This window comes from Nonomuraea roseoviolacea subsp. carminata (genome assembly GCF_024172185.1).
GTDB classification, from domain to species: Bacteria; Actinomycetota; Actinomycetes; order Streptosporangiales; family Streptosporangiaceae; genus Nonomuraea; species Nonomuraea roseoviolacea.
On record NZ_JAMZEC010000001.1, the window covers coordinates 4,417,894 to 4,444,486 of the forward strand.

The 26,593-nt window shown below is 73.5% G+C and carries 24 protein-coding genes; 17 read left to right on the plus strand and 7 right to left on the minus strand.

The genetic code is table 11. The features are described from left to right. Positions 1-72: 72 nt before the first annotated feature. Positions 73-468 (plus strand): cold-shock protein, encoded by a 396-nt coding sequence (locus HD595_RS20685; protein ID WP_253771413.1) that lies wholly within the window; start codon positions 73-75, stop codon positions 466-468. A 30-nt stretch (positions 469-498) separates the two neighbouring features. On the opposite strand, the gene HD595_RS20690 is transcribed toward HD595_RS20685, so the two are convergent. Next, positions 499-2,274 (minus strand): MFS transporter, encoded by a 1,776-nt coding sequence (locus HD595_RS20690; RefSeq protein WP_253771415.1) that lies wholly within the window; start codon positions 2,272-2,274, stop codon positions 499-501. Positions 2,275-2,509: 235 nt separating this feature from the next. On the opposite strand from HD595_RS20690, the gene HD595_RS20695 reads away from it, so the two are divergent. Together HD595_RS20695 and HD595_RS20700 are read left to right on the plus strand one after the other, a co-directional pair. Further along, a complete protein-coding gene (locus HD595_RS20695; RefSeq protein ID WP_253771417.1) occupies positions 2,510-3,328 on the plus strand; it encodes a DUF3027 domain-containing protein in 819 nt (272 codons plus the stop codon). 221 nt (positions 3,329-3,549) lie between these two features. Next, positions 3,550-6,765, plus strand: a complete 3,216-nt coding sequence (locus HD595_RS20700; protein WP_253771418.1) for a sacsin N-terminal ATP-binding-like domain-containing protein — start codon at positions 3,550-3,552, stop codon at positions 6,763-6,765. Between the two features lie 297 nt (positions 6,766-7,062). Here the strand turns inward: HD595_RS20700 and HD595_RS20705 are convergent, their stop codons facing one another. Both HD595_RS20705 and HD595_RS20710 read right to left on the minus strand, forming a co-directional pair. Continuing rightward, the gene (locus HD595_RS20705) at positions 7,063-8,622 is read right to left on the minus strand and encodes an alpha/beta hydrolase (protein WP_253771420.1); all 1,560 of its coding nucleotides are present in this window, start codon (positions 8,620-8,622) and stop codon (positions 7,063-7,065) included. 114 nt (positions 8,623-8,736) lie between these two features. Then, positions 8,737-8,952 carry a DUF2530 domain-containing protein gene (locus HD595_RS20710; RefSeq protein ID WP_253771423.1) on the minus strand — a complete coding sequence of 72 codons (216 nt, stop codon included), beginning with the start codon at positions 8,950-8,952 and terminating at the stop codon, positions 8,737-8,739. 81 nt (positions 8,953-9,033) lie between these two features. Between HD595_RS20710 and HD595_RS20715 the strand changes: the two genes are divergently transcribed. From HD595_RS20715 to thpR, 4 genes are all read left to right on the plus strand, one after another. Continuing rightward, the gene (locus tag HD595_RS20715) at positions 9,034-10,476 is read left to right on the plus strand and encodes an NCS2 family permease (protein WP_253771425.1); all 1,443 of its coding nucleotides are present in this window, start codon (positions 9,034-9,036) and stop codon (positions 10,474-10,476) included. 139 nt (positions 10,477-10,615) lie between these two features. Then, positions 10,616-11,068, plus strand: coding sequence for a MarR family winged helix-turn-helix transcriptional regulator (locus tag HD595_RS20720; protein ID WP_175594878.1), 453 nt, complete (start codon positions 10,616-10,618; stop codon positions 11,066-11,068). Between the two features lie 23 nt (positions 11,069-11,091). Next, positions 11,092-12,315 (plus strand): MFS transporter, encoded by a 1,224-nt coding sequence (locus tag HD595_RS20725; RefSeq protein WP_253771427.1) that lies wholly within the window; start codon positions 11,092-11,094, stop codon positions 12,313-12,315. Positions 12,316-12,371: 56 nt separating this feature from the next. Continuing rightward, on the plus strand, positions 12,372-12,929 hold the full coding sequence (gene thpR / locus HD595_RS20730) for an RNA 2',3'-cyclic phosphodiesterase (RefSeq protein ID WP_253771429.1): 558 nt from the start codon (positions 12,372-12,374) through the stop codon (positions 12,927-12,929). 143 nt (positions 12,930-13,072) lie between these two features. Here the strand turns inward: thpR and HD595_RS20735 are convergent, their stop codons facing one another. After that, positions 13,073-14,041 (minus strand): aldo/keto reductase, encoded by a 969-nt coding sequence (locus tag HD595_RS20735; protein WP_253771431.1) that lies wholly within the window; start codon positions 14,039-14,041, stop codon positions 13,073-13,075. Positions 14,042-14,093: 52 nt separating this feature from the next. Between HD595_RS20735 and HD595_RS20740 the strand changes: the two genes are divergently transcribed. Together HD595_RS20740 and HD595_RS20745 are read left to right on the plus strand one after the other, a co-directional pair. Beyond that, positions 14,094-15,368, plus strand: a complete 1,275-nt coding sequence (locus HD595_RS20740) for an MATE family efflux transporter (RefSeq protein WP_253771433.1) — start codon at positions 14,094-14,096, stop codon at positions 15,366-15,368. 7 nt (positions 15,369-15,375) lie between these two features. Next, complete coding sequence (locus HD595_RS20745) at positions 15,376-16,446, plus strand: hypothetical protein (protein WP_253771435.1); 1,071 nt, start codon at positions 15,376-15,378, stop codon at positions 16,444-16,446. Between the two features lie 32 nt (positions 16,447-16,478). Here the strand turns inward: HD595_RS20745 and HD595_RS20750 are convergent, their stop codons facing one another. After that, the gene (locus HD595_RS20750; protein WP_253771437.1) at positions 16,479-16,853 is read right to left on the minus strand and encodes a hypothetical protein; all 375 of its coding nucleotides are present in this window, start codon (positions 16,851-16,853) and stop codon (positions 16,479-16,481) included. A 147-nt stretch (positions 16,854-17,000) separates the two neighbouring features. On the opposite strand from HD595_RS20750, the gene HD595_RS20755 reads away from it, so the two are divergent. Genes HD595_RS20755 through HD595_RS20765 form a run of 3 tightly spaced genes read left to right on the plus strand, consistent with a single transcriptional unit; the run spans position 17,001 to position 18,530 of the window. Further along, positions 17,001-17,600: a TetR/AcrR family transcriptional regulator gene (locus HD595_RS20755; protein ID WP_253771439.1), complete on the plus strand. Its 600-nt coding sequence runs from the start codon at positions 17,001-17,003 to the stop codon at positions 17,598-17,600. Then, on the plus strand, positions 17,591-18,079 hold the full coding sequence (locus tag HD595_RS20760; protein ID WP_253771441.1) for a cupin domain-containing protein: 489 nt from the start codon (positions 17,591-17,593) through the stop codon (positions 18,077-18,079). The genes HD595_RS20755 and HD595_RS20760 overlap by 10 nt, the downstream gene beginning before the upstream one ends. A 28-nt stretch (positions 18,080-18,107) precedes the next feature. Further along, entirely contained in the window at positions 18,108-18,530 is a 423-nt protein-coding gene (locus HD595_RS20765) for a DUF4267 domain-containing protein (protein ID WP_253771443.1), read from the plus strand. A gap of 28 nt (positions 18,531-18,558) precedes the next feature. On the opposite strand, the gene HD595_RS20770 is transcribed toward HD595_RS20765, so the two are convergent. Beyond that, complete coding sequence (locus tag HD595_RS20770; protein WP_253771445.1) at positions 18,559-19,014, minus strand: iron chaperone; 456 nt, start codon at positions 19,012-19,014, stop codon at positions 18,559-18,561. 85 nt (positions 19,015-19,099) lie between these two features. Further along, complete coding sequence (locus HD595_RS20775; RefSeq protein WP_253771446.1) at positions 19,100-19,555, minus strand: carboxymuconolactone decarboxylase family protein; 456 nt, start codon at positions 19,553-19,555, stop codon at positions 19,100-19,102. A gap of 183 nt (positions 19,556-19,738) precedes the next feature. On the opposite strand from HD595_RS20775, the gene HD595_RS20780 reads away from it, so the two are divergent. Genes HD595_RS20780 through HD595_RS20800 form a run of 5 tightly spaced genes read left to right on the plus strand, consistent with a single transcriptional unit; the run spans position 19,739 to position 26,579 of the window. After that, positions 19,739-22,177 carry an XRE family transcriptional regulator gene (locus HD595_RS20780; protein ID WP_253771448.1) on the plus strand — a complete coding sequence of 813 codons (2,439 nt, stop codon included), beginning with the start codon at positions 19,739-19,741 and terminating at the stop codon, positions 22,175-22,177. 55 nt (positions 22,178-22,232) lie between these two features. Further along, positions 22,233-23,261, plus strand: a complete 1,029-nt coding sequence (locus HD595_RS20785) for an NAD-dependent epimerase/dehydratase family protein (protein WP_253771450.1) — start codon at positions 22,233-22,235, stop codon at positions 23,259-23,261. Continuing rightward, on the plus strand, positions 23,258-24,448 hold the full coding sequence (lhgO, locus tag HD595_RS20790) for an L-2-hydroxyglutarate oxidase (RefSeq protein ID WP_253771452.1): 1,191 nt from the start codon (positions 23,258-23,260) through the stop codon (positions 24,446-24,448). Before HD595_RS20785 ends, lhgO begins: the two co-directional genes overlap by 4 nt. 17 nt (positions 24,449-24,465) lie before the next feature. Beyond that, positions 24,466-25,158, plus strand: coding sequence for a response regulator transcription factor (locus HD595_RS20795; protein WP_253771454.1), 693 nt, complete (start codon positions 24,466-24,468; stop codon positions 25,156-25,158). After that, complete coding sequence (locus HD595_RS20800; protein WP_253771456.1) at positions 25,158-26,579, plus strand: sensor histidine kinase; 1,422 nt, start codon at positions 25,158-25,160, stop codon at positions 26,577-26,579. The genes HD595_RS20795 and HD595_RS20800 overlap by 1 nt, the downstream gene beginning before the upstream one ends. The last annotated feature ends 14 nt before the right edge of the window (positions 26,580-26,593 follow it).

The window sequence follows — 26,593 nt, forward strand, 5'->3', positions numbered from 1 at the left end:
TCGCTCTGGCGCGCTCCGGGGCATAACCTACATCCATTCATCCTTTACGACGGTTCGAACGAGGTCCCTCCTGTGCCGAGTGGCAAGGTCAAGTGGTACGACGCCGACAAGGGGTTCGGCTTCCTCACCCGTGACGACGGCGGTGAGGTGTTCGTGCATTCCTCCGCGCTGCCCTCCGGCGCCGGGCCGCTCAAGCCCGGCCAGAAGGTGGAGTTCGGCGTGGCGGAGGGCCGGCGCGGCCAACAGGCGCTGTCCGTCAGGATCCTCGAACAGCCCCCGACGCTCGCGAAGGTCAAGCCCAAGGGCAAGCGGAAGAAGCCGGACGAGATGGTCGTCATCGTCGAGGACCTGATCAAGCTGCTCGACGGCGTCTCGACGTCCTACCAGCGGGGCAAGCACCCCGAGGCGGCCCACGCCAAGAAGATCGCGCAGGTGCTGCGGGCGGTGGCCGACGACCTCGACGCCTGATCACCGGGTCGCCTCCGGGGCGGCGCCCGCTCAACCGTGCGGGTTGGTCAGCGGCTTGGTGCGCTCCAGGGTCGTGTCCAGGTCGTCGGAGTGCCGGCCGTTCGCCGAGCGCGGGCGGCGGCGGCCCTCGGGCGTGCCCGGCTGCTCGTCGTGGGCCGGTTCCCAGCGGTCGTCGGGCTCGTGGACCGGTGCCAGGTGGCCGTCCGGCTCATGGGCCGGTTCGGGCTGGCCGTCCGGCTCATAGGCCGCTCCGGGCCGGCCGTCCGGCTCATAGGCCGCTCCGGGGTGGGCGCGGGGCTCATCGGCAGGTTCGTGGTGGTCGCCCGGCCCGCCGGTGCGCGCCTCGATCCGCTCGTCCACGGCGCGGAGCCGGCGGCGCCGCCGTACGGCCAGCCAGACGAGCGTGGCGGTCAGCGCCGCCCCCAGCGTCGCGAACCCCGCCACGCTGCTCTCCGACAGCGACAGCAGCAGCCCGACCAGCCCGCCGAACACCCACGCGAGCTGGAGCAGCGCCTCGACCACGCCGAACGTGGACGAGCGCACCTCCTCGCCGATCTCCCGCTGCACGATCGCGTCGAGCGCCAGCTTGCCCAGCTCCTGGGCGAACCCGGTGACCAGCGAGATCGCCACGGCGGTCCACAGCCCGAACAGGGCGGCGCTGACGATCGTGGTGACGCAGGTGACGGCGAGCGTGATGAGCACGATGACCTGCGGCGACCGCCGCCGCGCCCAGTTCGCGGCCACCGCGCCGAGCAGGCCGCCGAGCCCGGCCGCCAGCGCGAGCAGCCCGATCGTCTTCGGCACGTCGAAGAACGGCTGACGCTCGGCCAGCCACGGCACGCCGCCGTCCTGGACGAGGAAGAGCAGGAAGAACAGCAGGAAGCCGGAGAACAGGCGGATCGCCACATTCGCCCAGACCGCCTCGGCCACGGCCGGGCCCACCTGGAGCAGCGTGCGCCACTTCGGCGGGCCGCCCGGCTCGCCGTCCGCCTCCTCCAGGTCGGGCGAGTCGACGTGGCGCGGCAGCCGTACGGCCGAGACGCCCGCGAGCAGGAACACCACCATCGCCACGCGCAGCACGGCCGCGCTGCCCAGCCAGGCGGACAGCCCCGCGCCGACGGGCACCACCGCGCCCGCCGAGACCAGCGAGAACAGCGCGACCCGGGCGTTGGCCGACACCAGCGTGATGTCGGCGGGCAGCACGCTCGGCATGATCGCCGCCCGCGACACGTTGTACGCCTTGGACAGCACGAGGACCCCGAGCGCCCCGCCGAACAGCGTCACCACGTCGCCCGGCCCCACGGCGGCGGCCATCGCGAAACACAGCAGCCCCCGCCCGAACAGCGTGCCGGCCATCACGTAGCGGCGGCCCGACCGGAACCGGTCGAGGATGGGTCCCACGAACGGCGCGAGCAGGGCGAACGGCAGCATCGTGATGAGCAGGTACAGCGCCACGGGCCCGCGCGCCTCGCCCACCGGCACGCCGAAGAACACCGTGCTGGCCAGCGCCACCGTGACCAGCGCGTCGCCCGCGCCGTGGCCGGCGGTCAGCTCGATCAGGCGGCCGAGCCCCGTGCGGCCGGCGCCGCCCGCGTGGGTCAGGCGCCTCGTGGCCCGTCCGGCCCCGCGCACCCCGCCGGCGGCGGCCAGGCCGGCGAACATGACCCCGCGCCCGGTCGCCCGGGCGGCCCTGGCGGTGCCGGAGGCCGTGACGCGGCCGGCGCGCGCGGTCGCGCGGCCCGCGCCGGCCATCCCGCGGCCGACGCGCCGCGACATCTGCCGCGCCCTGTCCCAGCCACCCTCCACGGTTACCAGTCATACCCGATGGACGTCGGCTGCCGGGCGATCACGGTTCACCGTTGGGTCTTCCGGATGTATCGACATCTTTTGCCGAATTCCGCGCATGGCCCGTACGGGACCCGGGTTCACCTGCCATGGGACGAGCGGAGGCGGGGGAGATCCGCGCAGTCGGCACCTTCAGGTCCGGTCATGGGTGAGAATGAAGTGTGAGCGAACAGCACCTTTCGGCGGAGGCGGTCCGATGAGCCGCACCCGGACTCGCGTCTCCGCCCCCGACCAGGCCTGCGTCGCCGCGGTCGACCTGGCTCGCGCCGCCGCGGAGGAGCTCGCGCGACCCGGCGAGCCGGGCGAGCACCTCGGCTTCGAGGCCGAGGGCGACCGGGTCGTCACTCACTACTTCGCCTGCCTCGACCGCGCCTACCGGGGCTGGCGCTGGGCGGTCACCGTCACCCGCGCCTCCCGCGCGAAGAAGGTCACGGTGAGCGAGGCGGTCCTGCTGCCCGGCTCGGGGGCCCTGCTGGCGCCCGAGTGGCTGCCGTGGAGCGAGCGCCTGCGCCCCGGCGACCTCGGCGTGGGCGACCTGCTGCCGAGCCCGGACGACGACGACCGGCTGGAGCCGGGTTTCGCCGAGACCGACGAAGACGTCGACCGCCAGATGGTTTTCGAGTACGGCCTGGGCCGGGCACGTGTGCTCTCGGCCATCGGCAAGGACCGGGCAGCCAAGCGCTGGCACTCGGGCGAGCACGGGCCGCACACTCCGATCGCACACGCCGCGCCCGCGCAGTGCTCCACCTGTGGGTTCTACTGGCTGCTCGCGGGTGGGCTCCGGCACATGTTCGGGGTCTGCGCGAATGAGTACGCGCCCGACGACGGCAAGGTGGTGGCCGCCGACCACGGGTGCGGCGCCCACTCCGAGGCGGCGGTCATGCCGCCGCCGGTCGAGCAGGCCACGCCGATCCTCGACGACCTCGGCTACGACCTGATCGAGGAGGAGCAGGGCGACGACGAGGACGAGGGCTCGGCCGACGAGCCGGCCGCCGAGGAGCTGGACCGCGCCTGAGCCCGGCCGCCGGGAATACCGGGGGCCTGGACCGCGCTTGAGCCAGGCCGCCGGGAGCACCGGCGGCCTGGACCGCGCCCGAGCCCGGCAGCCGCGAGCGGTCGGGCACGCCGACGAGGGCTCCGGCGGCTCCGGGTCCCGTGATCGTCCACGGGACCGGGAGTGTCGGTGAGGGCCGCTAACCTACGGTGGCCCCCTACTCCCAACCAGGATCGTGATCCATGACCGACACCTTCGGCACCGACCGGATGCGGGCCGCCGTGCTCGCCGCCTGGACGGCCTCGCCCGCCCGTTTCCGCGAGGACGCCAACGCCGAGGAGGACTTCGCCCTCGGCGGCTACCGTGACCGGCTGATCGTCGAGCTCGCCCAGAACGCCGCCGACGCGGCCCTGCGCGCCGGCGTGCCGGGGGTGCTCCGGCTGACCCTGCGCGACGGCGTGCTGACCGCCGCCAACACCGGCGCCCCGCTCGACGCGACCGGCGTGGAGAGCCTGTCCACGCTGCGGGTCTCCGGCAAGCGCGGCGAGACGGGCACCGCGGGCCGGTTCGGCGTCGGGTTCGCCGCGGTGGTGTCGGTGTGCGACGAGCCGTCCGTCGGCTCCCGCGGGGCGGGCTCCGTCCGCTGGTCGCGGGCGGAGACGGCCGCCCTGGTGTCCGGCACGCCCGCGCTGGCCGGCGAGCTCGACTCCCGCTCCGGCCACGTGCCGCTGCTGCGCCTGCCGTTCGCCGCCGACCCGCTGGAGGTGCCGGAGGGCTTCGACACGCTCGTCCGCCTCCCGCTGCGCGACGAGGCGGCCGTCGCGGCCGTGCGCCGCATGCTGGAGGAGACCAGCCCGGCGCTGCCGCTGGGCATGCCGGCGCTGACCGCCATCGAGATCGACGTCGAGGGCGCGACCCGCACGGTGGCCGCGGGCGGATGGCACGTGGTCTCCGAGGAGGGCGACTTCGGGCCGGAGCAGGTGGCCGAGCTGTTCGCCGACCGGCCCACCGAGGAGCGCGCCCGGCCGTACTGGTCGGTCCGCTGGGCCGTGCCCGTGGCGGCCCCGGACGGCTCCGAGACCGGGGCTGGTGCGTCCTTCGGCGGCTCGGCGGCCGGGAGTTCCGGCGGTGGCGGTTCGGCGGCCGAGGCCGGGGCGGGTGGCGTCGGGGAGCCGAGGCCGCTGCCCGGCACCGTGCCGCCCGTGGTCCACGCGCCGACGCCCAGCGACGAGCCGCTCGACCTGCCGGCGCTGCTCATCGCCTCGTTCCCGATGGCCACCGACCGGCGCCACGTCGCCAAGGGGCCGCTGACCGACTTCCTCATCGAGCGGGCCGCCGACGCCTACGTCCGGCTGCTCCAGGAGCTGCCGCGCACCCCCGCGCTGCTCGACCTCGTGCCCGCGCTCATGGGCAAGGGCGAGCTCGACGCCCGCATCCGCCGGGCCATCCTGCGCAGGCTGCCCGGCACGCCGCTGCTGCCCGCCCTGTCCGCGCCCGCGCCCGCCGTGCAGACGCCGTCGTTCGCCGACGCCGAGGTCTACGAGCCCGACGCCGAGTGGCGGGTCGAGCACCCGGCGCCGGAGCGCCAGGGCGACGGCTGGGTGGTCGCGGGCCGCGAGGCGGCCGTGGTCGCGGGCTCCGGCGAGCTGCTGGCCGCCGTCGCCGACTTCGTGCCCGGCCTGCTGCCCACGGGCTGGCCCGCCCGGCACCCGGCCATGGCCTCGCTCGGCGTGCGCCGGGTGGAGCTGGCCGAGGTCGTCGACCTGCTGTCGGGCGAGGCCGTGGAGGGGCGCGAGCCGTCGTGGTGGCGCTCGCTGTACGACGTGCTGCCCGCCGACGACCCCGAGTCGCTCGGCGCGCTGCCGGTGCCGCTGGCCGACGGCCGCCTGGTGCGTGGCCCGCGCGGCACCCTCATCCTCGACCTCGACGGCTCGGGCGCCGGGTCCTCGGGCGGTGCCGGTGCCTCGGGTCGCGGCGGTTCCGCGGGCGCCTCGGGTCGCGGCGGTTCGACGGAGGAGCCGGGGCTGGACCTGACGCCGCTGGGCCTGCGCATCGTCCACCCCGACGCGGCCCACCCCGCGCTGCTGCGGCTCGGCGCGGCCGAGGCCACGCCGCGCACGATCCTGGAGGACCCGCTCACCAGGGAGGCCGTCTCCCAGTCGCTCGACAGCCCCGACCCCGAGCCCGTGGCCCGGGCGGTGCTGTCGCTCGTCGAGGCGGGCGGCCTGGCGCCCGGCGAGGCCCCGTGGCTGGCCGAGCTGGCGCTGCCCGCCACCGACGGCGAGCTGTACCCCGCGGGCGAGCTCATGCTGGCCGACGGGGCGCTGGCCCGGCTGGTCGAGCCCGGCGGCCATCTCGGCGTGGCCGCCGCCGAGCTGGAGGAGACCTACGGCGCGCGCGTGCTGGCCGCCGCCGGGGTGCTCGACGGGTTCGCCGTGGTCCACGACGCCGACGTGCTGCTCGACCACGACGACTGCGACCACGACCTCGACGGCGAGGACGACTGGCTCGACCACGTCCTCGACCTGCTGCCCGACCTCGACGTGCCGCCGGTCGTGCCGGAGTTCACGGCGGTGCGCGACCTGGAGCTGGTCGCCGACTGGCCGGCCGCGCTGGCCCTGCTGGCCAGGCCGCCGCTGCGGGCCGCGCTCCACCCGCTGCGCGTCGAGGGCGTCGAGGTGCCGTCCTACACGGCGTGGTGGCTGTCCCACCATCCCGTGCTGGACAGCCGGCGCCCGCGCGAGCTGCGGCTGCCCGGCGCCGACCCGCTGCTCCAGGGCCTGTACGCCGACGCGCCGGCCGGGCTCGACGAGGGCGCCCTGGCCATGCTGGGGGTGCGCACCACGCTCTCCGAGCTGCTCGCCTCCCACGGCGGGCCGGAGGAGCTGCTCGACCTGATGGCCGACGCGTCCGTCGAGGTCGACCGGGCCCAGTTGCGGGCGCTGTGGATGGCCCTGGCGACGGTCGACCCGGCGCGGGTGGCGCCGCCCTCGCGGGTGCGGGCGGTGCTGCGCGGTGACATCGTGGTGGCCGCCGCCGACGACGCCGTGGTGGTGGAGGCGCCCGACCTGCTCCAGCTCGTCACGGACCGGCCCCTGGTGCTGGCCCCGTACGACCTGGCCGAGTCGCTGTCGGAGCTGCTCGACCTGCCGCTGGCCGGCGAGCTCACCAGCGGTGAGGTCACCTCCGAGGGCGAGCCCCGCCCGGTGCCGCCCGAGGTGCGCTCGCTGCTGCCCGCGGCGCCCGACACGTACGTCGAGCACGAGAAGCTGCTGGTCGACGGGGTGGCCGCCACGTGGCGCTACTACGAGGGCATGGTGCACTGCACCGGGGTCGAGGGGCTGGCGCGCGGGCTGGCCTGGGCGACGGGGCAGTGGAACGACCGGCTCGCGGTCGCCGCCCTCCTGCGCGACCCGTCCGCCGTCCCCCTCCTGCTCGCCGAGGCCGACCTGTCCTGACGCCGTCGAAGGCGCCCCGGGCTCGCTCGGAGCGCCCTCGACCTGTCCTGATGCCACCCGACGGCGCCCCGGCCCGCTAGGGGCGCCTTCGGGTGGCCTCCTGCGCTCCTACCGGCTGCCCACCATCATGACCGAGCGCGCCGGCGCTTCCGGCAGACGGCGGCCACGGCGAGACCCACGGCAGGAACCGCCGGCGCGCCCCTGTGATCTTGTTCATCGGGGCAGTCGACCACAGACACACGCGTATCGGCCGATGAGCGCGGTATGCGCTCATCGGCCGACGGGAGAGCCGGGAGGTCAGGCGGCGGGGCAGGTCGTGTCGCGGGCCGGGAGCTTGCCCGTCAGCAGGTACGTGTTGACGTGCTGCGCGACGCAGGCGCTGCCGCTGAGGTAGGCGCCGTGCCCCTCGCCCTCGTACGTGAGCAGCGTGCCCGTCTTGAGCCGGGCCGTCAGGCTGACCGCCCACCGGTACGGCGTGGCCGGGTCACCCTTGGCGCCGACCACCATGATGGGCGCCGAGCCCGTGGCGTCGATCCGCTTGGCCCGGTTGTCACCCGGCACCGGCCAGTGGGCGCAGGGCGGGACCGTCCCGCTCATGGCCAGGACGGGGAAGATCTTCTTGATCTTGCGGTTGACCGCGGCGGCCTGGGCGGGGGTGGGCCGCTCGGACGTGTCCGCGCAGCTGATCGCCTGCATGCTGGTGAGCATGGTGGCGTACGTGCCGTCGGCGCGGCGTCCGGTGTAGGTGTCGGCCAGGGCGAGGAGCATGGCGCCGTCGCCCTTCACGGCGGCGGCGACGGCCTGCTCCAGCGCCGGCCACGTGGCCTTGGCGTACAGCGGGGTGATGACGCCGAGCTGGCCCAGCGCGTGCGTGAGCGTACGCTTGCCGACCTTGAGCGGCTTGTCCCGCAGGCCGTCCACGAACGTCTCGACGGTCTTCTTCACCGCCGCGGGGTCCTGGCCGAGGTCGCAGCCCTGGGCGACGCAGTCCTTGGCGAAGGCGGCGAAGGACGTCGCGAACCCGGTCGCCTGGATGACGGCCCGGTCGGCGAACGTGCCGCTGGGGTCGTAGGCGGCGTCCAGCACGAACCGGCCGGTGTTCTTGGGGAAGTGGGTGGCGTAGACGGCGCCGAGCTGCGTGCCGTACGACAGGCCGAAGTAGTTGAGCTTGGCGTCGCCGAGCGCGGCGCGGATCCGGTCCATGTCGCGGGCGGCGTCGACCGTGCCGACGTGCGGCAGCACCTTGCCCGAGTCCTTCTCGCACGCGGCCACGTACTTGCGGATCGCCTTGTCGCCGCCCGCGCCGTCGACCGCGGCGAGGATGGTCTCCACGTCACCGCCGCAGCGGACGCCGGCGCTGCGCTCGACGCCGCGCGGGTCGAAGCTGACCAGGTCGTAGCGGGTGCCGAGGGCGGCGAACGCGCGGGCGGCCATGGCGAGCGTGTCGACGCCGGAGCCGCCGGGGCCGCCGAAGTTGAAGACGAGGGAGCCGATCCGGTCGCCGGTGGCCTTGACCCGGATCAGCGCCAGGTTGATCCGCTCGCCGCCGGGCCTGGAGTAGTCGAGGGGCACGGCGAGCGTGCCGCACTGGAGGGCCGGGTCGGCGGCGGCGGGCTTGCCGTCGGGGCCCGTGAGGCCGGTGCAGGTCTTCCAGGCGATCGCGCCGCTGCCCTGCGCGGCCCCCGGAGCCGTCGCGGAGGCCCCCGCGGAGCTCCCGGCGGAAATCCCCGTGGAGGTCCCCGTGGAGGCCCCCGCGGTGGTTCGCGCGGTGGTCGAGCCGGTGGCGGCCCCGGTCGGGCCCGCGCATCCGGCGAGGGCGGTCAGGCAGAGGGCGGAGACGAGGGCGGTCTTCTTCATGCCCATCAGCATGGTCTTGTCGATCTCGCCCAGGTAGTGCCGGGAAACAGCTCTTCGGGGTGACTTCGGGGAGGGCCGGGACATGACGAATGTCAGCCCGGGAGCCCGCGGATGTCAGCCCCGGGAGGCCCGCCGGTGGACGTACCAGAGCCCCATCAGGCCGAGGACGACGCCGGCGACGCACGTCCAGACCCACCACATGTGGGCCGGATCGGGACGCAGCACGAGGAGGACGACGAGCGCCAGCGCCCACAGGCCGGTGCCCACGGCGACGGTCGCGGTGTCGTTGGTCTCGATCGGCTCGGGGTCGGGGTGCCACTCCTGCTTCACGGGTCCAGCCTAGCTTCCAATCCGGTCTCGATCCGATCACCAGCACTTTTACCGGAACGCGACTGCTGTCACTCTTCGCGCGTGAGTGACAGAACTACCGCTATTGACAGATTCTTCGCAATCTCCGCACGAGGCTCGACCGTCTCCCGCGAGGTGCGGGGCGGGCTGGCCACCTTCTTCACGATGGCCTACATCGTCGTGCTCAACCCGATCATCATCGCCAACGGCCAGGACGTCGAGAAGCAGTTCATCGGCGACGGGTCGGCGCCGAACGTGGCGCTCGTCGCGGCCGGGACGGCGTTCGTCGCGGGCGTCATGACGATCCTCATGGGCGTCGTGGGCCGCGTGCCGTTCGCCATGGCGGCCGGGCTCGGGCTGAACACCTTCGTCACCTTCAACATCGCCCGGGTGATGAGCTGGGAGGAGGCCATGGGCCTGGTCTTCCTCGAAGGCGTCATCATCGCCGTTCTCGTGCTGACCGGCTTCCGCGTGGCCGTCTTCAACGCGATCCCGGCGCAGCTCAAGACGGCCATCAGCGTGGGCATCGGCCTGTTCATCGCGTTGATCGGCTTCGTGGACGCGGGCTTCGTGCGCCGGGTCGCCGCGGGACCGCCGCTGGAGATGGGCATCGGGGGCGCGCTGACCTCGTGGCCGATCCTCGTGTTCGTGGTGGGCCTGCTCGCGACGGCGGCGCTGGTGGCCCGCAGGGTCAAGGGCGCGATCCTCATCGGCATCGTCGGCACGACCGTGCTGGCCGTGATCGTGGAGGCGCTGGCCAAGGCGGGGCCGGCCTCGGCCGAGAACCCGGGCGGCTGGCAGCTCAACGTGCCCGCCATGCCGCGGAAGCTCTTCGACTTCCACAACCCGCTCACGCTCTTCACCGAGTTCGACCCGTTCGGCGCGTTCAGCCGCGTCTCGGCGCTGCTCGTCGCGCTGCTCGTCTTCACCCTGCTCATCACCGACTTCTTCGACACGATGGGCACGATGGTCGGCGTGGGCCGGCAGGCCGGACTGGTCGGCGAGGACGGCGTGCTGCCCCGCACCCGCGAGATCCTGCTCGTCGACTCGCTCGGCGCGGCGGCGGGCGGCGCCGGTTCGGTGTCGTCCAACACCACCTACATCGAGTCGGCCGCGGGCGTCGGCGAGGGCGCCCGGACCGGCCTGGCCAGCGTCGTCACCGGCGCGCTCTTCCTGGTGGCGATCTTCTTCGCCCCGCTCGTCGAGGTCGTCCCCTACGAGGCCGCCACCCCGGCCCTGGTCGTGGTGGGCTTCCTCATGATGACGTCGGTCCGCGAGATCGACTTCTCCGACTACGAGGTGGCCATCCCCGCCTTTCTCACGATCGTCGTCATGCCGTTCACGTACTCGATCTCGAACGGCGTCGGCGCGGGCTTCATCAGCTACGTGCTGATCAAGGTCGTGCGGGGCAAGGCCAGGGAGATCCACCCCCTCATGTGGGTCGTGTCGGCCATGTTCGTGCTCTACTTCGCGCTCGGCCCGATCCGGGCGCTGCTGGGGGTCTGAGGACGTACGATTTGCCGAGCTGACCAGCCATGAGGCCGCCCCTCGCAAGAGGGGCGGCCTCGGTGTATCAAGGGGTGAGACAACTCGTGAGTTTGGGAAATATCTTGGTTTGCCCTATAGTTAGCAAAGGTAATGAGACGTGGTAACCAAAACCCAGCAGCAAGCAGATCTGCGCAGCGACGCGGGCTTGGCATCGGCCCTGCGCGTGTCGCTCGCTCGACTGACCCGACGACTGCGCCGGCAGGCGGCGGCGCACACCCTGACACCCACCCAGTTCGCGACCCTCGCCGCCGTGGAGCGACACTCTGGGATCACGCCCGGCGAGCTCGCCGAGCTGGAGAAGGTGCAGCCCCCCTCGATGACGCGCGTGATCGCCGCGCTCGAGGAGCGCGGACTGGTCTCACGCACGCCGCACCCGACCGACCGGCGCCAGGTGACCGTGACCGTGACCGAACCCGCCCAGAAGCTGCTGAAGGAGGAGCGACGCCGCAAGGAGGCGTGGCTGACGCAGCGGCTGAAGGAGCTGACACCCGAGGAGAGGTCGATCCTCAGGCAGGCGGCACCGATCCTGGAGAAGCTCAGCAGGATATAGAGCCTGAACAACCCGGGACCGGAATGTTCCGGTCGCTCAGGAATCGCAACTACCGCATGTTCGTGGCCGGTGGCGCCGTCTCCAACGTCGGCGGCTGGCTGCAGCGCACGGCCCAGGACTGGCTGGTCCTGGAGCTCACCCACGGCAGCGCGGCGGCGCTGGGAACGGCGACCGCCCTGCAGTTCCTCCCCATGCTCTTCTTCGGCCTCTTCGGCGGCGTGCTGGCCGACCGCTACCCCAAGCGGCCCATCCTCATCGTCGCCCAGTCGCTGATGGCCCTGCTCGCGCTCACCCTCGGCCTGCTCACGGTGACGGGCTCCGCCGAGGTGTGGCACGTGTACGTGATGGCGTTCACGCTCGGCGTGATCTCCTGCGTGGAGGTGCCGACCCGGCAGGCGTTCGTCGTCGAGATGGTCGGCCGGCGCGACCTGTCCAACGCGATCGCGCTCAACAGCTCCTCCTTCAACCTGGCCCGCGTGGTCGGCCCGGCCATCGCCGGTGTGCTGATCTACGTGCTGGGCGGCACGGGCCCGCTGTTCCTCATCAACGCGCTGACCTTCGCCGGTGTGATCTCCAGCCTGGTCTTCATGCGCAAGTCGGAGCTGCACCTGTCGGAGCCGGTGCCGAGGGCCAAGGGCCAGCTCCGCGAGGGACTGCGGTACGTGATGGAGCGCGAGGAGCTCCTCATGCCGGTGCTGCTGATCGGGTTCGTGTCGATGTTCTCGCAGGCGTTCTCGATGTCGATCGCGCTCATGGCGCGCGAGGTCTTCGCCGCGGGGGCGTCCTCGTTCGGCCTGGCGTCCAGCATGTTCGCGGTCGGCGCGCTCGGCGGCGCGCTGCTCGCCGCCCGGCGCTCACGGCCGTCGCGCAAGGTGCTGATGGCGGGCGCGATCGGGTTCGGCCTGTTCCAGGTCGCCACCGGGCTCGCGCCGTTCTACCCGCTGTACCTGCTGCTGCTCGTCCCCACGGGCGTCGCGCTCATCACGGTCAACACGGCCGCCAACGCCAGCGTCCAGCTCGCCTCCTCGCCGGAGATGCGCGGCCGGGTCATGGGCATCTACATGCTGGTCTTCACCGGCGGCGCGCCGCTGGGCGCCACCCTGGTGGGCTGGCTGTCCGACCTCGGCGGTCCCCGGGCCGGCGTGATGCTCTCCGGTGTGCTCGCGCTCGCGGGCACCGGCCTGGCGCTGCTCGTGACGCGGCTGATCGGGGCCCGGGTACGCCGGACCGTGCCGGCCACCGCCTGACCGTCCCGCCCGAGGGCGCGGGTCCGGCCCGGGGGCGCGGGGCACAATCGGATGGCATGAGGCTCTTCGCGGCCGTGGTGCCGCCCGCCGAGGCGCTCGACGAGCTCGAACGCGCGATCGCGCCGCACGTCGGCGAGGTGCCCGGGCTGCGCTGGCCGGACCGCGCCACCTGGCACATCACGCTGGGCTTCTTCGGCGAGGTGCCCGAGGCGGTCCTGCCCGAGCTGGAGACGCGCCTCGCCCGCGCCGTCCACCGCCACCACGCCCTGGACCTGGCCTTCACCGGGTTCGGGGCGTTCTCGTCCGTACGGCGGGCCCGGGTGTTCTGGGCGGCCGTCTCCGGCGACCCCATGCACCGGCTGGCCGACTCGGTGCGGGCCGGCGCCCGCCGGGCCGGGGCGGCGCAGGTGGACGACAAGCGCTTCCACCCGCACCTCACGCTGGCCCGGTCGCGGGCGGAGACGGATCTCCGCCCGCTCGTCGAGTCGCTGTCGGGCTTCAGCGGGTCGCCCTGGCGGGCCGAGGCGGTCCGCCTGGTGCGCAGCCACACCGGGCCCCAGGTGAGGTACGAGTCACTGGGGGAGTGGGCGCTGGCACCCTCGCGACCCGATTAGGCTCCAAGACGTGGATCGTCCTCGTTCCTGGCTGCTGCCGGCCGTGCTCGGCCTCCTCCTGCTGATCGTCGTGATCGGCGCCCTGCTCCGCTGACGCGCGCCCCCGTACCGCGGCGGGGTCCGCCCGCCGCGGGCTGTCCGGTCTACCAGGCGTAGTCCTCCGGCGCGGTGCGGTGGCCGGGGAACAGCTCGTCCAGCCGCGCCAGCGCCTGCTCGTCCAGCTTGATCTCCAGAGTCCGCAGGCTGCCGTCGAGCTGCTCGATCGTGCGCGGGCCGATGATCGGCGCGGTGACCGCGGGCCGGGTCAGCAGCCAGGCCAGCGCCACGTTCGCCGGCTCCTCGCCCAGCTCGTCGCAGAACTTCTCGTACTGCTCGATCGCGTCGCGGTGCTTCTCCAGCTGCTTGACCATGTGGTCGCTGGCCGAGCGGCCCTTGTCGATCTTGCGGAGCACGCCGCCGAGCAGCCCGCCGCCGAGCGGGCTCCACGGGATGACGCCGAGGCCGTAGTCCTCGCAGGCCGGCAGCACCTCCAGCTCGACCGCGCGGGTGAGCAGGTTGTAGTGGCTCTGCTCGCTGACCAGGCCGAGCGTGCCACGGCGGGCCGCGGTCTCCTGGGCCTTGGCGATGTGCCAGCCCGCGAAGTTGGACGACCCGACGTAGAGGATCTTGCCCTGCTGGCGCAGGATCTCCATGGCCTCCCAGAACTCCTCGAACGGGGTGTCCCGGTCGACGTGGTGGGCCTGGTAGACGTCGATGTAGTCGGTCTGCAGGCGCTTGAGCGAGGCGTCGCAGGCGCGGCGGATGTTGAGCGCGGAGAGCTTGTCGTCGTTGGGCCAGTCGCCCATCGAGCCGTAGAGCTTGGTCGCGATGACCGTCTTCTCCCGGCGCCCGCCGCCCTTGGCGAACCAGTTGCCGATGATCCGCTCGGTGACCCCCTCGCCCTTCTTCCACCCGTACACGTTGGCCGTGTCGAAGAAGTTGATGCCCAGCTCGTGAGCCCGGTCCATGATCGCGAAGGAGTCCTCCTCGCTGGTCGCGGGACCGAAGTTCATGGTACCGAGGCAGAGCGGGCTGACCTTGAGCCCGCTACGTCCGAGGTTCACATAATCCATACGTCTCAGGCTAAATACCTGGAGCGCACTCCAGGCTAGTAGGGTGACGCGGGTGGGTGCGGGGATCATCAAATCGGCGATCCCCCTTTTCCTGTCGATGGTGACCGGAATGCTCGGCACCCTCGTCGTCACCTCGGTGCTCGGCCGGCACGCCACGGTCACGCTGGCGGCCTTCGCGGTCATGACCGCCGTGCTCAACCCCGCCTCCGCCGCCGTCGTCGGCGCCCTGCGCGGCCTCGCCCCGTTCGTCGCGCCCCACCGCGACGAGCCCGCCCGCGCCGTCCCCGTCCTGCGCGACGCCCGCTGGCTCACCCTCCTCGTCGGCACGGCCGGCGCGCTGGCCGTGCTCGCGGTGCCGCCGCTCGCCCGGCTCACCGGCGTGCCCCCGGAGGTGGTCGCCGAGCTGGGACCGCTGCCCTGGCTGCTCGCGCTCTACCTGCTGGTGTACGCCGCCGGCGGCGGCGCCACCACCGTGCTCGTCGCGCTCGGCCGCAGCCGGCAGGTGCTCTGGTCCAGCCTGGCGGGCACCTTCGTGATGGCCGGCTGCGCGCTCGTCCTGGTGCCGCGGCTCGGGCTCGCCGGGGTGGGCGTCGCCTGGCTGCTGTCGGGCGTGGTCGGTGTGGTGGTAGCCAACGTCTGCCTGCGGCGCGCCATCGGCGTGCGGGTCGGCCAGGCCAGGCCCCGGCCCGCCCGGATCGCCGAGCTGGGCCGGGTGAGCCTGCCGCTGGCCGCCACGGTGCTGATCAAGTTCGGCGGGCTCGGCGTCGTCACCTTCGCCGCGAGCACGACCAGCGCCCGGGACGCCGCCGCCCACGCCGTGCTGAGCACGCTCACCGGCCTGATCATGCTGGCGTCGTTGTCCGTGGCGCAGGCGTCGGTGCCGGAGGTGGCCCGCGCGCAGGACCCCGCCGGGGCGCGGCGCGCCAACCGGATCGCGGCGCTGGTCGCGCTCGGCGGCACGGCCGTGGGCGCGCTCGTGCTGCTGGTCCTGCGCGACCCGGTGCTCGCGGCGTTCACCGACGACCCCGCCGTACGGGAGCGGGCGGGCGAGCTGCTGCCGCTCATGCTGCTCGCCTCGGCCGCCGACGGCGCGCAGGCCGTGCAGGGCATCGGGCTGACCGCGCTGAAGAGGTCGGCGGCCAGCATGCTCTACTTCGCCGCCGGCTACGGGCTCATGGTGCTCGCCGCCGTGCCGGTGGCCGCGACCTGGGGGATCACCGGGCTGTGGACGTCCCTGGCCGTGACGAACCTCGTCCTGGTCGTCCTGCAGGGCACGGGTTTCCGCCGGCACAGCGCTCAGGTCGGAAAGGTGATGGTTGAGGCATGATGGCGGCGTGGGGGACCTGAGACGCGCGGCCATGACGGCCGCGGTGACATGTGCGGTGCTGGGCGGGCTCGCGGCGCCCGCGGCGGCGGGAGCGACGGGGCGGCCACGCTCGGCGGCCGACGACGTGGGGGAGCGGCTGTTCCGGTTCAAGGACAAGAGGATCACCGAGTCGAGCGGCCTGGCGCTGTCGCCGACGCACGACGGCATCTTCTACACGCACAACGACAGCTCCGCCGCGCCGGTCTTCTACGCGGTGGACGGCGACGGGCGGACCCGGGCCACGTTCCACGTGAGCGGGGCGCAGGCGCGTGACTGGGAGGCGATGGCCGCCACCAAGGACCCGGCGACCGGGCGCGGGGTGCTCTGGTTCGCCGACATCGGCGACAACCTCGACGGCGCGTGGCCCGACGTGTCGGTCTACAAGGTGACGGAGCCGGAGACCCTGCGGGACGCCACGCTGCCCGCGGTCCGCTACCGGTTCCGCTACGCGGACGGCGCCCGCAACGCCGAGGGCCTCATGGTCAACCCGGTCACCGGGCGGCTGTACGTGGTGTCCAAGGAGTTCGCCGGATCGGTGTACGCCGCCCCGGCCAAGCTGCGCACCGGCCGGGTGAACGTGCTGCGCAAGGTGGCCGCCGCGCCGCTGATGGCCACCGACGCCGCGTACGCGCCCGACGGCTCGTCGTACGTGATCCGCACCTACTTCTCGGCCACCGTCTACCGGCCGAACGGCGACATGATCGCCAAGATGTCCATGCCGGAGCTCGACCAGGCCGAGTCGATCACGTACACGGCCGACGGCCGGTCCGTGCTGGTGGGCAGCGAGGGGGTGTCGAGCCCGGTCTACCGGGTGCCGCTCCCGGCGGAGGCGCTGCGCGGCGTCAAGGCGTCGGCGCGGCCGTCGGCGACCCCGAGCGCGCGGGCGTCGCAGCGGGCGGCCCGCACCGCCTCGCCCCGGCCGCAGGCGTCGGACGGCGGCGCGGAGCGCGGCTTAACGGTCCGCGACGTGCTCATCTGGCTGGCCGCCGCCGCGGGGGCGACCGGCGTGATCACCTACATCGCCCGCCGCACCCGCTGATCGGCCGCACCCGCTGATCCGCCGGAGCGGCGTCAGCGGTGGTGGCGCATCGTGGCGGTGAACATGTCGCCGCGCAGCGCCTGCTCGACGACGGCGATGGCGCGCGCCAGCCGGACCAGGCGCGGCCCCTCCTCACGGTAGACGTCGAGCACCGCCTCGACGGCGTGCGGCGGGAGATGGCCCTTGAGGTCCACCGCCGCGCTGCGGTATCCGGCCCGGGCGGCTTCGACGTCGGCGTTCACGTGGTGGATCGCCATCCTGGCCAGGGCGATCGGATGGCGCTTGAGGACCTCGTACGCGCGGTAGTCGGGCGGGACGGCGTCGAGGAGCCAGGCCACCGCCGAGGTCTCCCAGTCGGGCACGCTGGGCGGGCGGACCTCGGCCGGCCACTCCGGCGGCAGGTACATAGGACCATCGTACTCACGTTCGATTGGACCGGTCCGGGGGCGGCGCCGTAGCCGGCCGTCACCTAAATACGAAACTCGTGTTGCGTAAATGTCTGCCATGGCTGTAGCCTCTATTTCGCTACCCAGGTAGCGGAATTGGAGGACACGATGACACCTCGCGGACGCCCGCGGGACACGCAGGTGGACGAGCGCGTGCTGCGCGCCGCCGCCGCCCTGATCTTCGAGCGCGGCTACGCGGGCCTGTCCATCGACGAGGTGGCCGAGCAGGCGGGCGTGGCCAAGACCACGCTGTACCGCCGCTGGCCGACCAAGGACCACCTGGCCGTCGCGGTGGTGGCACGGCTGCAGGCCGACCACGAGATCACCGAGACCGGCGACATCCGCGCCGACCTCGTCGACAACCTGGACAAGATCGCCGCCGCGCTCAACCGCATGCGCGCGGCAGGCGGCCGCGAAGGGCCGTCCGCCGGAGTCGCCGGCGAGCTCGTGGCGGCCGCGGCCAGGCACGACGACATCGGCGAGCTGGCCCGCGTGCAGTACGCCGAGCGCAACGCCCTGGGGATCGCCCTGATCGAGCGGGCCCGCGCGCGCGGGGAGCTGCGCGCCGACCTGGACGCCGAGGTGCTGTTCGACCAGCTGGCCGGCGCCCTCTACTACCGAGTACTGATCACAGGAGAGCCGGTCGACCGGGCCTACGCGGAACGGCTCGTGTCCTCCGCCCTCGAAGGGAGCCTCACATGTCAATGATCGTGGAAACGGCCGTCGTCCGTGAGATCGACGCCGAGACCATCGTCTCGCCCACAGCCACCGGACGCCTGCTGCTCGACTCCAGCGACACCGGCGGCGCGCTGAGCACCATCAGGATGACGCTGGCCGAAGGCGCGGACGGCGCCGTGCCCCACCACCACGCCACCTCGACCGAGCTGTTCTACATCCTGGAGGGCCGGGCCCGCGTCCTGGCGGGCGAGGAGATCGTGACCCTGGAGGCGGGCGACGTGGCGGCCGTCCCCCCGCTGATGCCCCACGCCTTCGCCGCCGCCCCCGGCCACACCGCCGACCTGCTCATCGTCGTCGCCCCGGGCATCCAGCGCTTCGAGTACTTCCGCCTGCTCGACCGCCTGCGCAGGGGCGAGGCCACCCTTGAGGAACTGCTGGCCTCCCAGGACCTGTACGACAACCACTTCCTCGACAGCCCTGCCTGGACCCGCGACCGCCAGGCGTCCTGACCCCCACCAGCACTGAGGGAGATTCCTGATGTCCGCGAAACTGCCGTCTCCTACCACGATCGGCACGGTTCTGGCCTTCGTCGGCGCCCTGTTCATCGGCTTCGTCGGGGTGAGATATCTGCTGGCTCCCCAGTCCATGGCGCCCGACTTCGGCTTACCGAGCTGGCCGCGCGGCGAGGGCGCGGGATTCCTCGCCGTCAAGGGAGCCCGGGACCTGGCGTCCGGACTGGTGATCCTCACGGTCCTGATGACAGGCAACCGCCGCGTCCTGGGGTGGGTCATGCTGGCCACGGCGCTCACCCCGATCGGCGACATGCTCATCGTGCTGCTCTCCGGCGGAGAGCCCGCGACCGCGTTCGGCGTGCACGGCGCCACGGCCGCGGCAGTCGTCCTCTCCGGCGGCCTCGTGCTCAGCGGTTCCCGGACCGGGTCACCGCGACCTGTCGCCTGACAGGCGACCCGGCGTCGCCCTGGGGGCCTCAGCCCGCGGCCCGCTTCACGAGCTCGCCGATCCGCGCCTCGTCGGCGGGGGTCAGCTCGGTCAGGGCGAAGGCGGTCGGCCACATGGTGCCGTCGTCGAGCTTCGCCGGGTCGTTGAAGCCGAGCGTGGAGTACCTCGTCTTGAACTTCTGCGAGGGCTGGAAGAAGCAGACGATCTTGCCGTCCCGGGCGTACGCGGGCTGGCCGTACCAGAGCTTCGGCGCGAGGTGCGGGGCGTTCTCCTTGATCACGGCGTGGATCCGCTCGGCCATGAACCGGTCGTCCGGGTCCTCCATCTCGGCGATCTTCGCGACCACGGCGGCCTCCTCCTCCGCCGCCTTCTCGGCGGCGGACGCGCGGCGCGAGGACTCCCGCAGCTCCTTGGCGCGCTCCTTCATCGCGGCGCGCTCCTCGTCCGTGAACGTCTCGGACGTCGTGTCGGTCTTCTTCGCCATGGTGGGGTCCTTCCGGTGTACGTGGCTGGATGGGGACAACGTCATGCTAGGGAGAGGCGGTGGCGAGGCCGAGGCCGGAGCCCCGTCAGCCCCACGCGCCGGCGATCTGGCGGGTCGTCGCGTTGAGCCGGTTGAACAGGTTGGTGACGCCGATCATCATGACGATCGCGGCGAGCTGCTTCTCGTCGAAGTGGGTGGCGGCCCGGTCCCACACCTCGTCGTTGACCGGGTCCGGCCGGTCGGCCAGCCGCGTCGCGGCCTCGGCCAGTTCCAGGGCGGCCCGCTCGGGCTCGGTGAAGTAGGGGGCCTCGCGCCAGGCGGCGACCGTGGCCAGCCGCTCGTCGCTCACCCCGGCCTTGCGGGCCGTCTTGGCGCCGGCGTCGACGCAGGCGCTGCACCCGTTGATCTGGCTCACCCGCAGATGCACCAGCTCCAGCGTCTGCCCGTCCACCCCGCCGGAGTGCACGGCCTTGAAGATCTCCTGGATGGGCTGCATCGCGCCGGGCAGGACGAAGGCGGGGTTCTGCATACGGGACTGCATGGTGGTCGCTCCTTCTCGGTCGGCGCCCCGTTCCGTTCGGGGCGTGACTCCATGACAGCCGAACGGGCCCGCCGCGACCACGGCGGTGGGACACCGTGGGACACTTGGCACGAGCTTGACCAGCGACAATCTGGCCCGGGAAAATCCTGCCGGAGTGGGACAGAAGGGCGGAGCGCGGTGGACATGCGACAGCGGACGGCACAGGCTGACCCGCAGGAGGAGCTGGCCGCCCAGTTGCGCGCGCTCCAGAAACTGTCCGGGCTCGGCGTCCGGGCCCTGGCCAGGGACACCGGCCTCAGCTCCTCGTCGCTGTCGCGCTATCTCAACGGCCAGACCGTGCCCCCGTGGCCGGCGGTGATCGCGCTCTGCCGCCTCGTCAAGCGCGACCCCCGTCCGCTGCGCCCCCTGTGGGAACGGTCCTCGGACCCCCTGCCGGCGCCTCCGAAGTCCAGCCGCCTCGTCCCACCGCAGCCCCGCAACGACCTGCCGCGCGACGTGGCCGACTTCACCGGACGCGAGGCCGAGCTCGCCGCCGTCCTCGCCGCCGTCGACAGCCACCGGATCGTCGCGATCGACGGCATGGCGGGCGTGGGCAAGAGCTGCCTGGCGGTGCACGCCGCGCACCGGCTCACCGGCCGCTACCCGGACGCCCAGCTCTACGTGGACCTGCACGGGTTCACCGAGGGCCGGCCGCCGCTCGATCCCGACTCCGCGCTGCGCATGCTGCTCGGCGCGCTCGACGTCCCGTCCGAGCGGGTCCCGCAGGACGGCCTCGAACAGCTCGCCGCCTGCTGGCGGGCGGAGCTGGCCCGCCGCCGGGTCGTCGTGGTCCTCGACAACGCCGCCGACGCCGACCAGGTCCGCCCGCTGCTGCCCGGCGCCGGCCCCTCGGTCGCCCTGGTCACGAGCCGCAACCGGCTGCTGGGCCTGGAGGAGGTGCCCCCGGTGTCGCTGGACGTGCTGACCCCGGAGGAGAGCGCGGAACTGCTGGCCCGCGCCAGCGGCGACTCCGGTGGCCCCGGCGGCCGGCTGTCCCGCGACCCGGAGGCCACCGCCGAGGTGCTGCGGCTGTGCGGCCGTCTGCCGCTGGCCCTGCGCCTGGCCGCGGCCCGGCTGCGGCACCGGCCGGGCTGGACCGTGGGCATCCTCGTCGAGCGCATGGCGGAGGGGGCGAGCGAGTTCGACACCGCGCTCGCCATGTCCGTGCGGCAACTGGACCGGGCCCAGGGCCGCCTGTTCCGGCTGCTCGGCCTGCTGCCCGGGGCGTCCTTCGACGAGTACGTCGCGGCGGCGCTGGCCGACGTACCGCTGCGCACCGCCCGGGCGATGCTGGAGGACCTGCTCGACGCGCACCTCGTCCAGCAGCCGACCCCCGGCCGCTACCGGCTGCACGACCTGGTCCACCAGCACGCGCGCCGGGCCGGCGCCGAGCAGGACACCGCCGCCGAGCGGGAGCGGGCGCTGGGCCGGGTGCTCGACTACTACGTGCACGCGGCGGCCGCCGCCGACGCCGCGATGCCGTTCGTCTCGGCCGACCGGGCGCCCTCCGCGGGCCGGCCCCCGGCCGAGCTGCCGCGCTTCGCGGACAAGAACGTGGCCCTGGCCTGGTTCGTCGCGGAGTACGGCAACCTGATCGGCGTCTTCGAGACGGCGGCCGCGATCGGGGCCGACGCGCACGTGTCCGAGCTGCCGCGCTTCCTGCGGGCGTACTTCGCGCGGCGCTGCGGCACGACGCATCTCAACGTCCTGTTCGAGCGGTCGCTGGCCGCCGCCGAGCGCCTGGGCGATCCGCTCCGCCTGGCCGAGGCGCACAGCGACCTGGGCTTCGCGCGCTACAACGCGGGCCGGACGGCGGAGGCCGCCGCCGCGTACGAGGCGGCCGGACGCCTGCTGTCCCGGACGCGGGACATTCGCGCGGAGGCCGAGCTGGCCATGCGCCGCGGCTACCTGAGCTGGGACGAGGGGCACTTCGAGGAGCCGCTCGACCTCTTCCGGCTGGCGGGGGAGCTGTACGACGAGGCCGGCAGCGTGACGGGCGCCGCCCACGCGGCGGCGGCGAAGGGCTGGGCGATGCTCCAGCTCGGACACCGCGAGGAGGCGGCGCGGCTGGCCCGGGAGGTGCTGGGCATCCCGCACGACGACCCCGCCTGGCCGCCCACGCTGACCGCCCGGATCATCCTCGGCGTGGCCATCGCGGGCGAGGAGCCCGAGGAGGCGACGGAGCACCTGCACCTGGCGCTCGCGCTGTCCCGCGAGGACGGGCACCTGAACAACCAGGCGTGGTGCCTCAACTGCCTGGGTGTCGCGCTGCGGCAGATGGGCCGCTACGAGGAGGCGCTGGCCAGCCACCGGGAGGCCTTCGCGCTGCTGGACGAGCTGTTCGAGGAGCACTGGAAGCTGCGCTTCCTCAACGGGTACGGCGAGACCTGCCGGCTCGCGGGCCTGCCGGAGGAGGCGCTGCGGCTGCATCGGGAGGCGCTGGAGCTGGCCCCGAGGCTGGGCTACCGGTTCGAGAAGGCGCAGGCGCACGAGGGGATCGCAATCCTGCTCGACGAGACTGACCCGGCCGCCGCCGCGCGGCACCGCGCGGCGCGGCAGGCCGTCCTCCAGGAGGTCGGCTGACCGCCGGGGCCGGCGCTCAGTTCGGCGCCGCGTCCGCCGATTGAAGGTTCACCAAGTGAGCGCTAGGTTGGCGAGCATGCACGTGCTCGTCACCGGTGCCTCCGGGTTCGTCGGAGCGCACGCCGCCGTCGCCCTGACCGAGGCCGGGCACGAGCCGCACCTCCTCGTCCGGGACCCGGCCAAGGCGGCGCGGTCCCTCACGGGCGCGGGAGCCCCCGGCGCCGGCTGGCCGCTGCACGAGGCCGACATCCGCGACGCCGCCGCCGTCCGCGACGCGCTCAAGGGCTGCGACGCCGTGCTGCACGCCGCCGCCGACATGGGCGTCACCGGGCACGGCGCCGACCTGCGCGGCTCGAACGTCGTCGGCCTGCGCAACGTCCTCGACCAGGCCGTGGAGCTGGGGCTCGACCCGGTCGTGCACGTGTCCACGGTCGCGGTGTTCGTCCCGCCGGCCGGGCCGCGCATCACCCCCGGCAGCCCCCTCGCCACCCCGCGCAACGCGTACGGCCGCTCGAAGGTCGAGGGCGAGCGCCACGCGCGCGACCTCGGCGGCGTGACCATCGTCTACCCCGGTGGCCTCCTCGGGCCCGGCCAGCCCCGGCTGGACGCGCTCAACGAGGGTTTCCGGGCGGGGACGCGCTCCGGCTGGCCGGTGGTCCCGGGCGGGGTCGGCATCCTGGACGTGCGCGACCTGGCGGTGGCGCTGGCGCGCTGCTTCACGCCCGGACAGGGCGCACGCCGCTACCTCATCGGCGGACATTTCATGACCTGGGCGGAGCTGGCCGCGCTCTGCGCCGGCCTGACCGGCCGCCCGCGCCGCGCGTACCGGCTGCACCCCGGCCTGCTGCGCGCGCTCGCGACCGCCCTCGACGCCGCCAAGGCCCTCGGCGTCCCCGTCTCCTACCCGCTGACCCGCGACGCCGCCGACATCATGCTCACCATGGTCCCCACCGACGACACCCCCGCGCTGGAAGCGCTCGGCGTCACCTTGCGCCCGGTGGAAGACACCGTTTCGGATACATTGCGGTGGCTGTGTGCGGAAGGGCACCTGGAACGGCGGGAAATCGGCAGACTGTCGCCGTGACGGAGAAGATTGGCATCGTCGGCGCCGGCATCGTCGGCCTGGCGGTCGCCCGCGAGCTGGCCACGGTCCGGGGCGCCGAGGTGACCGTGCTGGAGAAGGAGAGCCGGGTCGCGGCCCACCAGACGGGACACAACAGCGGTGTGGTCCACGCCGGCATCTACTACCCGCCCGGGTCGCTCAAGGCCCGGCTGTGCCGCGAGGGCGTGGCGCTGCTCAAAGACTACTGCGCCCGGCACGCGCTGCCGTACGAGGAGGTCGGCAAGCTCGTCGTGGCGAGCACCCGCGCCGAGCGGCCGCTGCTGAAGGCGCTGGCCGAGCGGGCGCGGGCCAACGGCGTGCCCGGCGTCGCCGAGCTCGACGCGCTCGGCCTGCGCGAGATCGAGCCGCACGCCGTCGGCGTCGGCGCCGTCCACTCGCCGCACACGGCGATCACCGACTTTCCGGCGATCGCCCGCCGCCTCGCGCTCGACGTGGAGGAGCAGGGCGGGTCCGTACGGCTGGAGCACCCGGTCCGCGCGATCAGGGAGACCGCCTCGGGCGTGGAGGTGATCGCGGGCCGGCGGCGCTTCGCCTTCGACCGGCTGGTGGTCTGTGCCGGGCTCGGCACCGACGCGGTCGCCGCGATGACCGGCCGCCGGGGCGACATCAGGATCGTGCCGTTCCGCGGCGAGTACTACGAGCTCGCCGAACCCGCCCGCGACCTGGTGCGCGGCCTGATCTACCCAGTGCCCGACCCGCGTTACCCGTTCCTCGGGGTCCACCTGACCCGGCACATCGACGGCGAGGTGCTCGTCGGGCCGAACGCCGTGCTGGCCCTCGCCTACGAGGGCTACCGCCGGCGCGACGTGCGCGACCTGCGGCGGATCGTCGGCTGGCCGGGCACCGTCCGCATGGCGGGCCGGCACTGGCGCACCGGCCTGAAGGAGATCTACGGCTCGCTCGCCAAGCGCGCCTTCCTCAAGGCGGCCCGGCGCTACGTGCCCGAGCTGACCGCCGAGGACCTGCGCCGGACCGAGGGCGGCGTGCGCGCGCAGGCCGTGACCAGGGACGGCCGCCTGGTCGACGACTTCGCCGTGGATGTGGACGGCAGGGTGGTGCTCGTCCGCAACGCGCCCTCTCCCGCGGCCACGTCGAGCCTGGCGATCGCCCGGCACATCGCCGCACTTGTCCCAGCACTCGTCCGATGAGTGCATCCTTGGAGGTGATGGAAGCGCGCCTGCTGATCGTCGAGGACGACCCCAACATCCTCGAACTCCTCGCCGCGAGCCTCAGGTTCGCGGGGTTCGACGTGACCACGGCCAAGAGCGGCCACGACGCCGTCGCCGCCGTGCAACGGCACCGGCCGGACCTCATCGTGCTCGACGTCATGCTGCCCGACCTCGACGGGTTCGAGATCGTGCAGCGGCTGCGCGGCGGCGGGACGCACACCCCGGTCGTGTTCCTCACCGCCCGCGACGAGACCGAGGACAAGATCCGCGGGCTGACGCTCGGCGGCGACGACTACGTGACCAAGCCGTTCAGCCTCGAAGAGGTGGTGGCCCGCATCCACGCGGTGCTGCGCCGCACGACCGGCGACGGCCCGGCGCCGCCGCCCCGGCTCACCTTCGCCGACATCGAGCTCGACGAGGAGAGCCACGAGGTGTGGCGTGGCGGCACCGCGATCCCGCTCTCGCCGACCGAGTTCAAGCTGCTGCGCTACTTCATGACCAACGCGGGCCGGGTCCTGTCCAAGCCGCAGATCCTCGACCACGTCTGGGACTACGACTTCAGGGGCGAGGTCGGCATCGTCGAGTCGTACGTGTCGGTGCTCCGCCGCAAGATCGACAACCGGAGCCCGCGGCTCATCCACACGCTGCGCGGCGTCGGCTACGTCCTGCGCCTGCCGCCGAGTCCCTGATGGCGCGGCTGCCGCTCAGGATCAAGCTGATCGCCGCGATGCTGGCGCTGCTCGCGCTCGGCCTCACCTTCATCGGCCTGGTCAGCGTCTCGGTCCTGCACGGCTACCTGCTCGACCGGGTGGACGGCCAGGTCAACCTGGTCGCCGTCCGCATGCAGAAGAAGCTCGAGTACGACCACCAGCGGCGCGAGAAGGGACGCAGGGTCGGCGACAAGCCGATCCTCATCGAGTCCGACACGATCGTCCTGGTGCGCGACAAGAGCGGCCGCTACCAGCCGCTCCAGATCGACCGCGACGTGGACTTCAAGTCCAAGCCGGTGCTGCCGCCCGTGCCCGGCGCCGGCATCCACACCGCGAAGGCCGCCAACGGCGAGGGCGAGTGGCGGGTGCTGCACACCGAGACCCCGTACGGCGCGTTCGTCGTGGCCGCCGACCTGACGGAGGTCGACGAGATCACCCGCCGGCTCGGCCTCATCGAGCTGCTCGGCGGCGGCGGCATCCTGCTCATCCTCACCGTCGTGGGCGTGACCAGCGTGCGGGCCAGTATGCGGCCGCTGATCCAGATCGAGCGCACCGCCGAGGCCATCGCCGCCGGCGAGCTGGGCCGGCGCGTGCCCGACGGCGACCCGCGCACCGAGGTGGGCCGCCTGGCCCGTTCGCTGAACGGCATGCTGGCGCAGATCGAGGCCGCCTTCGCCGCCCGCTCCGCCTCCGAGGCGGCGGCGCGCCGCTCCGAGGACCGCATGCGCCAGTTCGTCGGCGACGCCTCGCACGAGCTGCGCACCCCTCTCACCTCCATCCGCGGCTTCGCCGAGTACGCCCGGCAGAACCCCGGCGCCGACCCCGCCGAGCTCATGCAGCGCGTGGAGAAGGCGGCCGGCCGGATGAGCCTGCTCGTGGACGACCTGCTGCTGCTCGCCCGCGTCGACCAGCAGCGCCCGCTCAGCATGCGGCCGGTGGACATGCTGGCGCTGGCCGCCGACGCCGTCCACGACGCCCGCATCCTGCAGCCCGACCGGCTGATCACCCTCGACGTCGTCGGCGGCGCCGCCCTCATCGTCTCCGGCGACGAGGTGCGCCTGCGCCAGGTGATCGGCAACCTGGTCACCAACGCCCTCGTCCACACCGACCAGGGCGCCCCCGTCACCATCCGCGTCGGAGCCGGCGACGAGACCCTCTTCCTCGAGGTCGCCGACAAGGGGCCCGGACTCCCGCCCGAGCAGGCCGAGCGGGTCTTCGAGCGCTTCTACCGGGCCGACAGCGCCCGCTCGCGGCGGCGGGCCGGCGACGACCGGGGCAGCGGCCTCGGCCTGGCCATCGTGCAGGCCCTCGTCCAGGCCCACGGCGGCACCGTCACGCTGACCACCGCGGTCGGCGCGGGCTGCACCTTCCGCGTCGAACTCCCACTCGCCTTGGAGTGACCCTTCAGCTATTC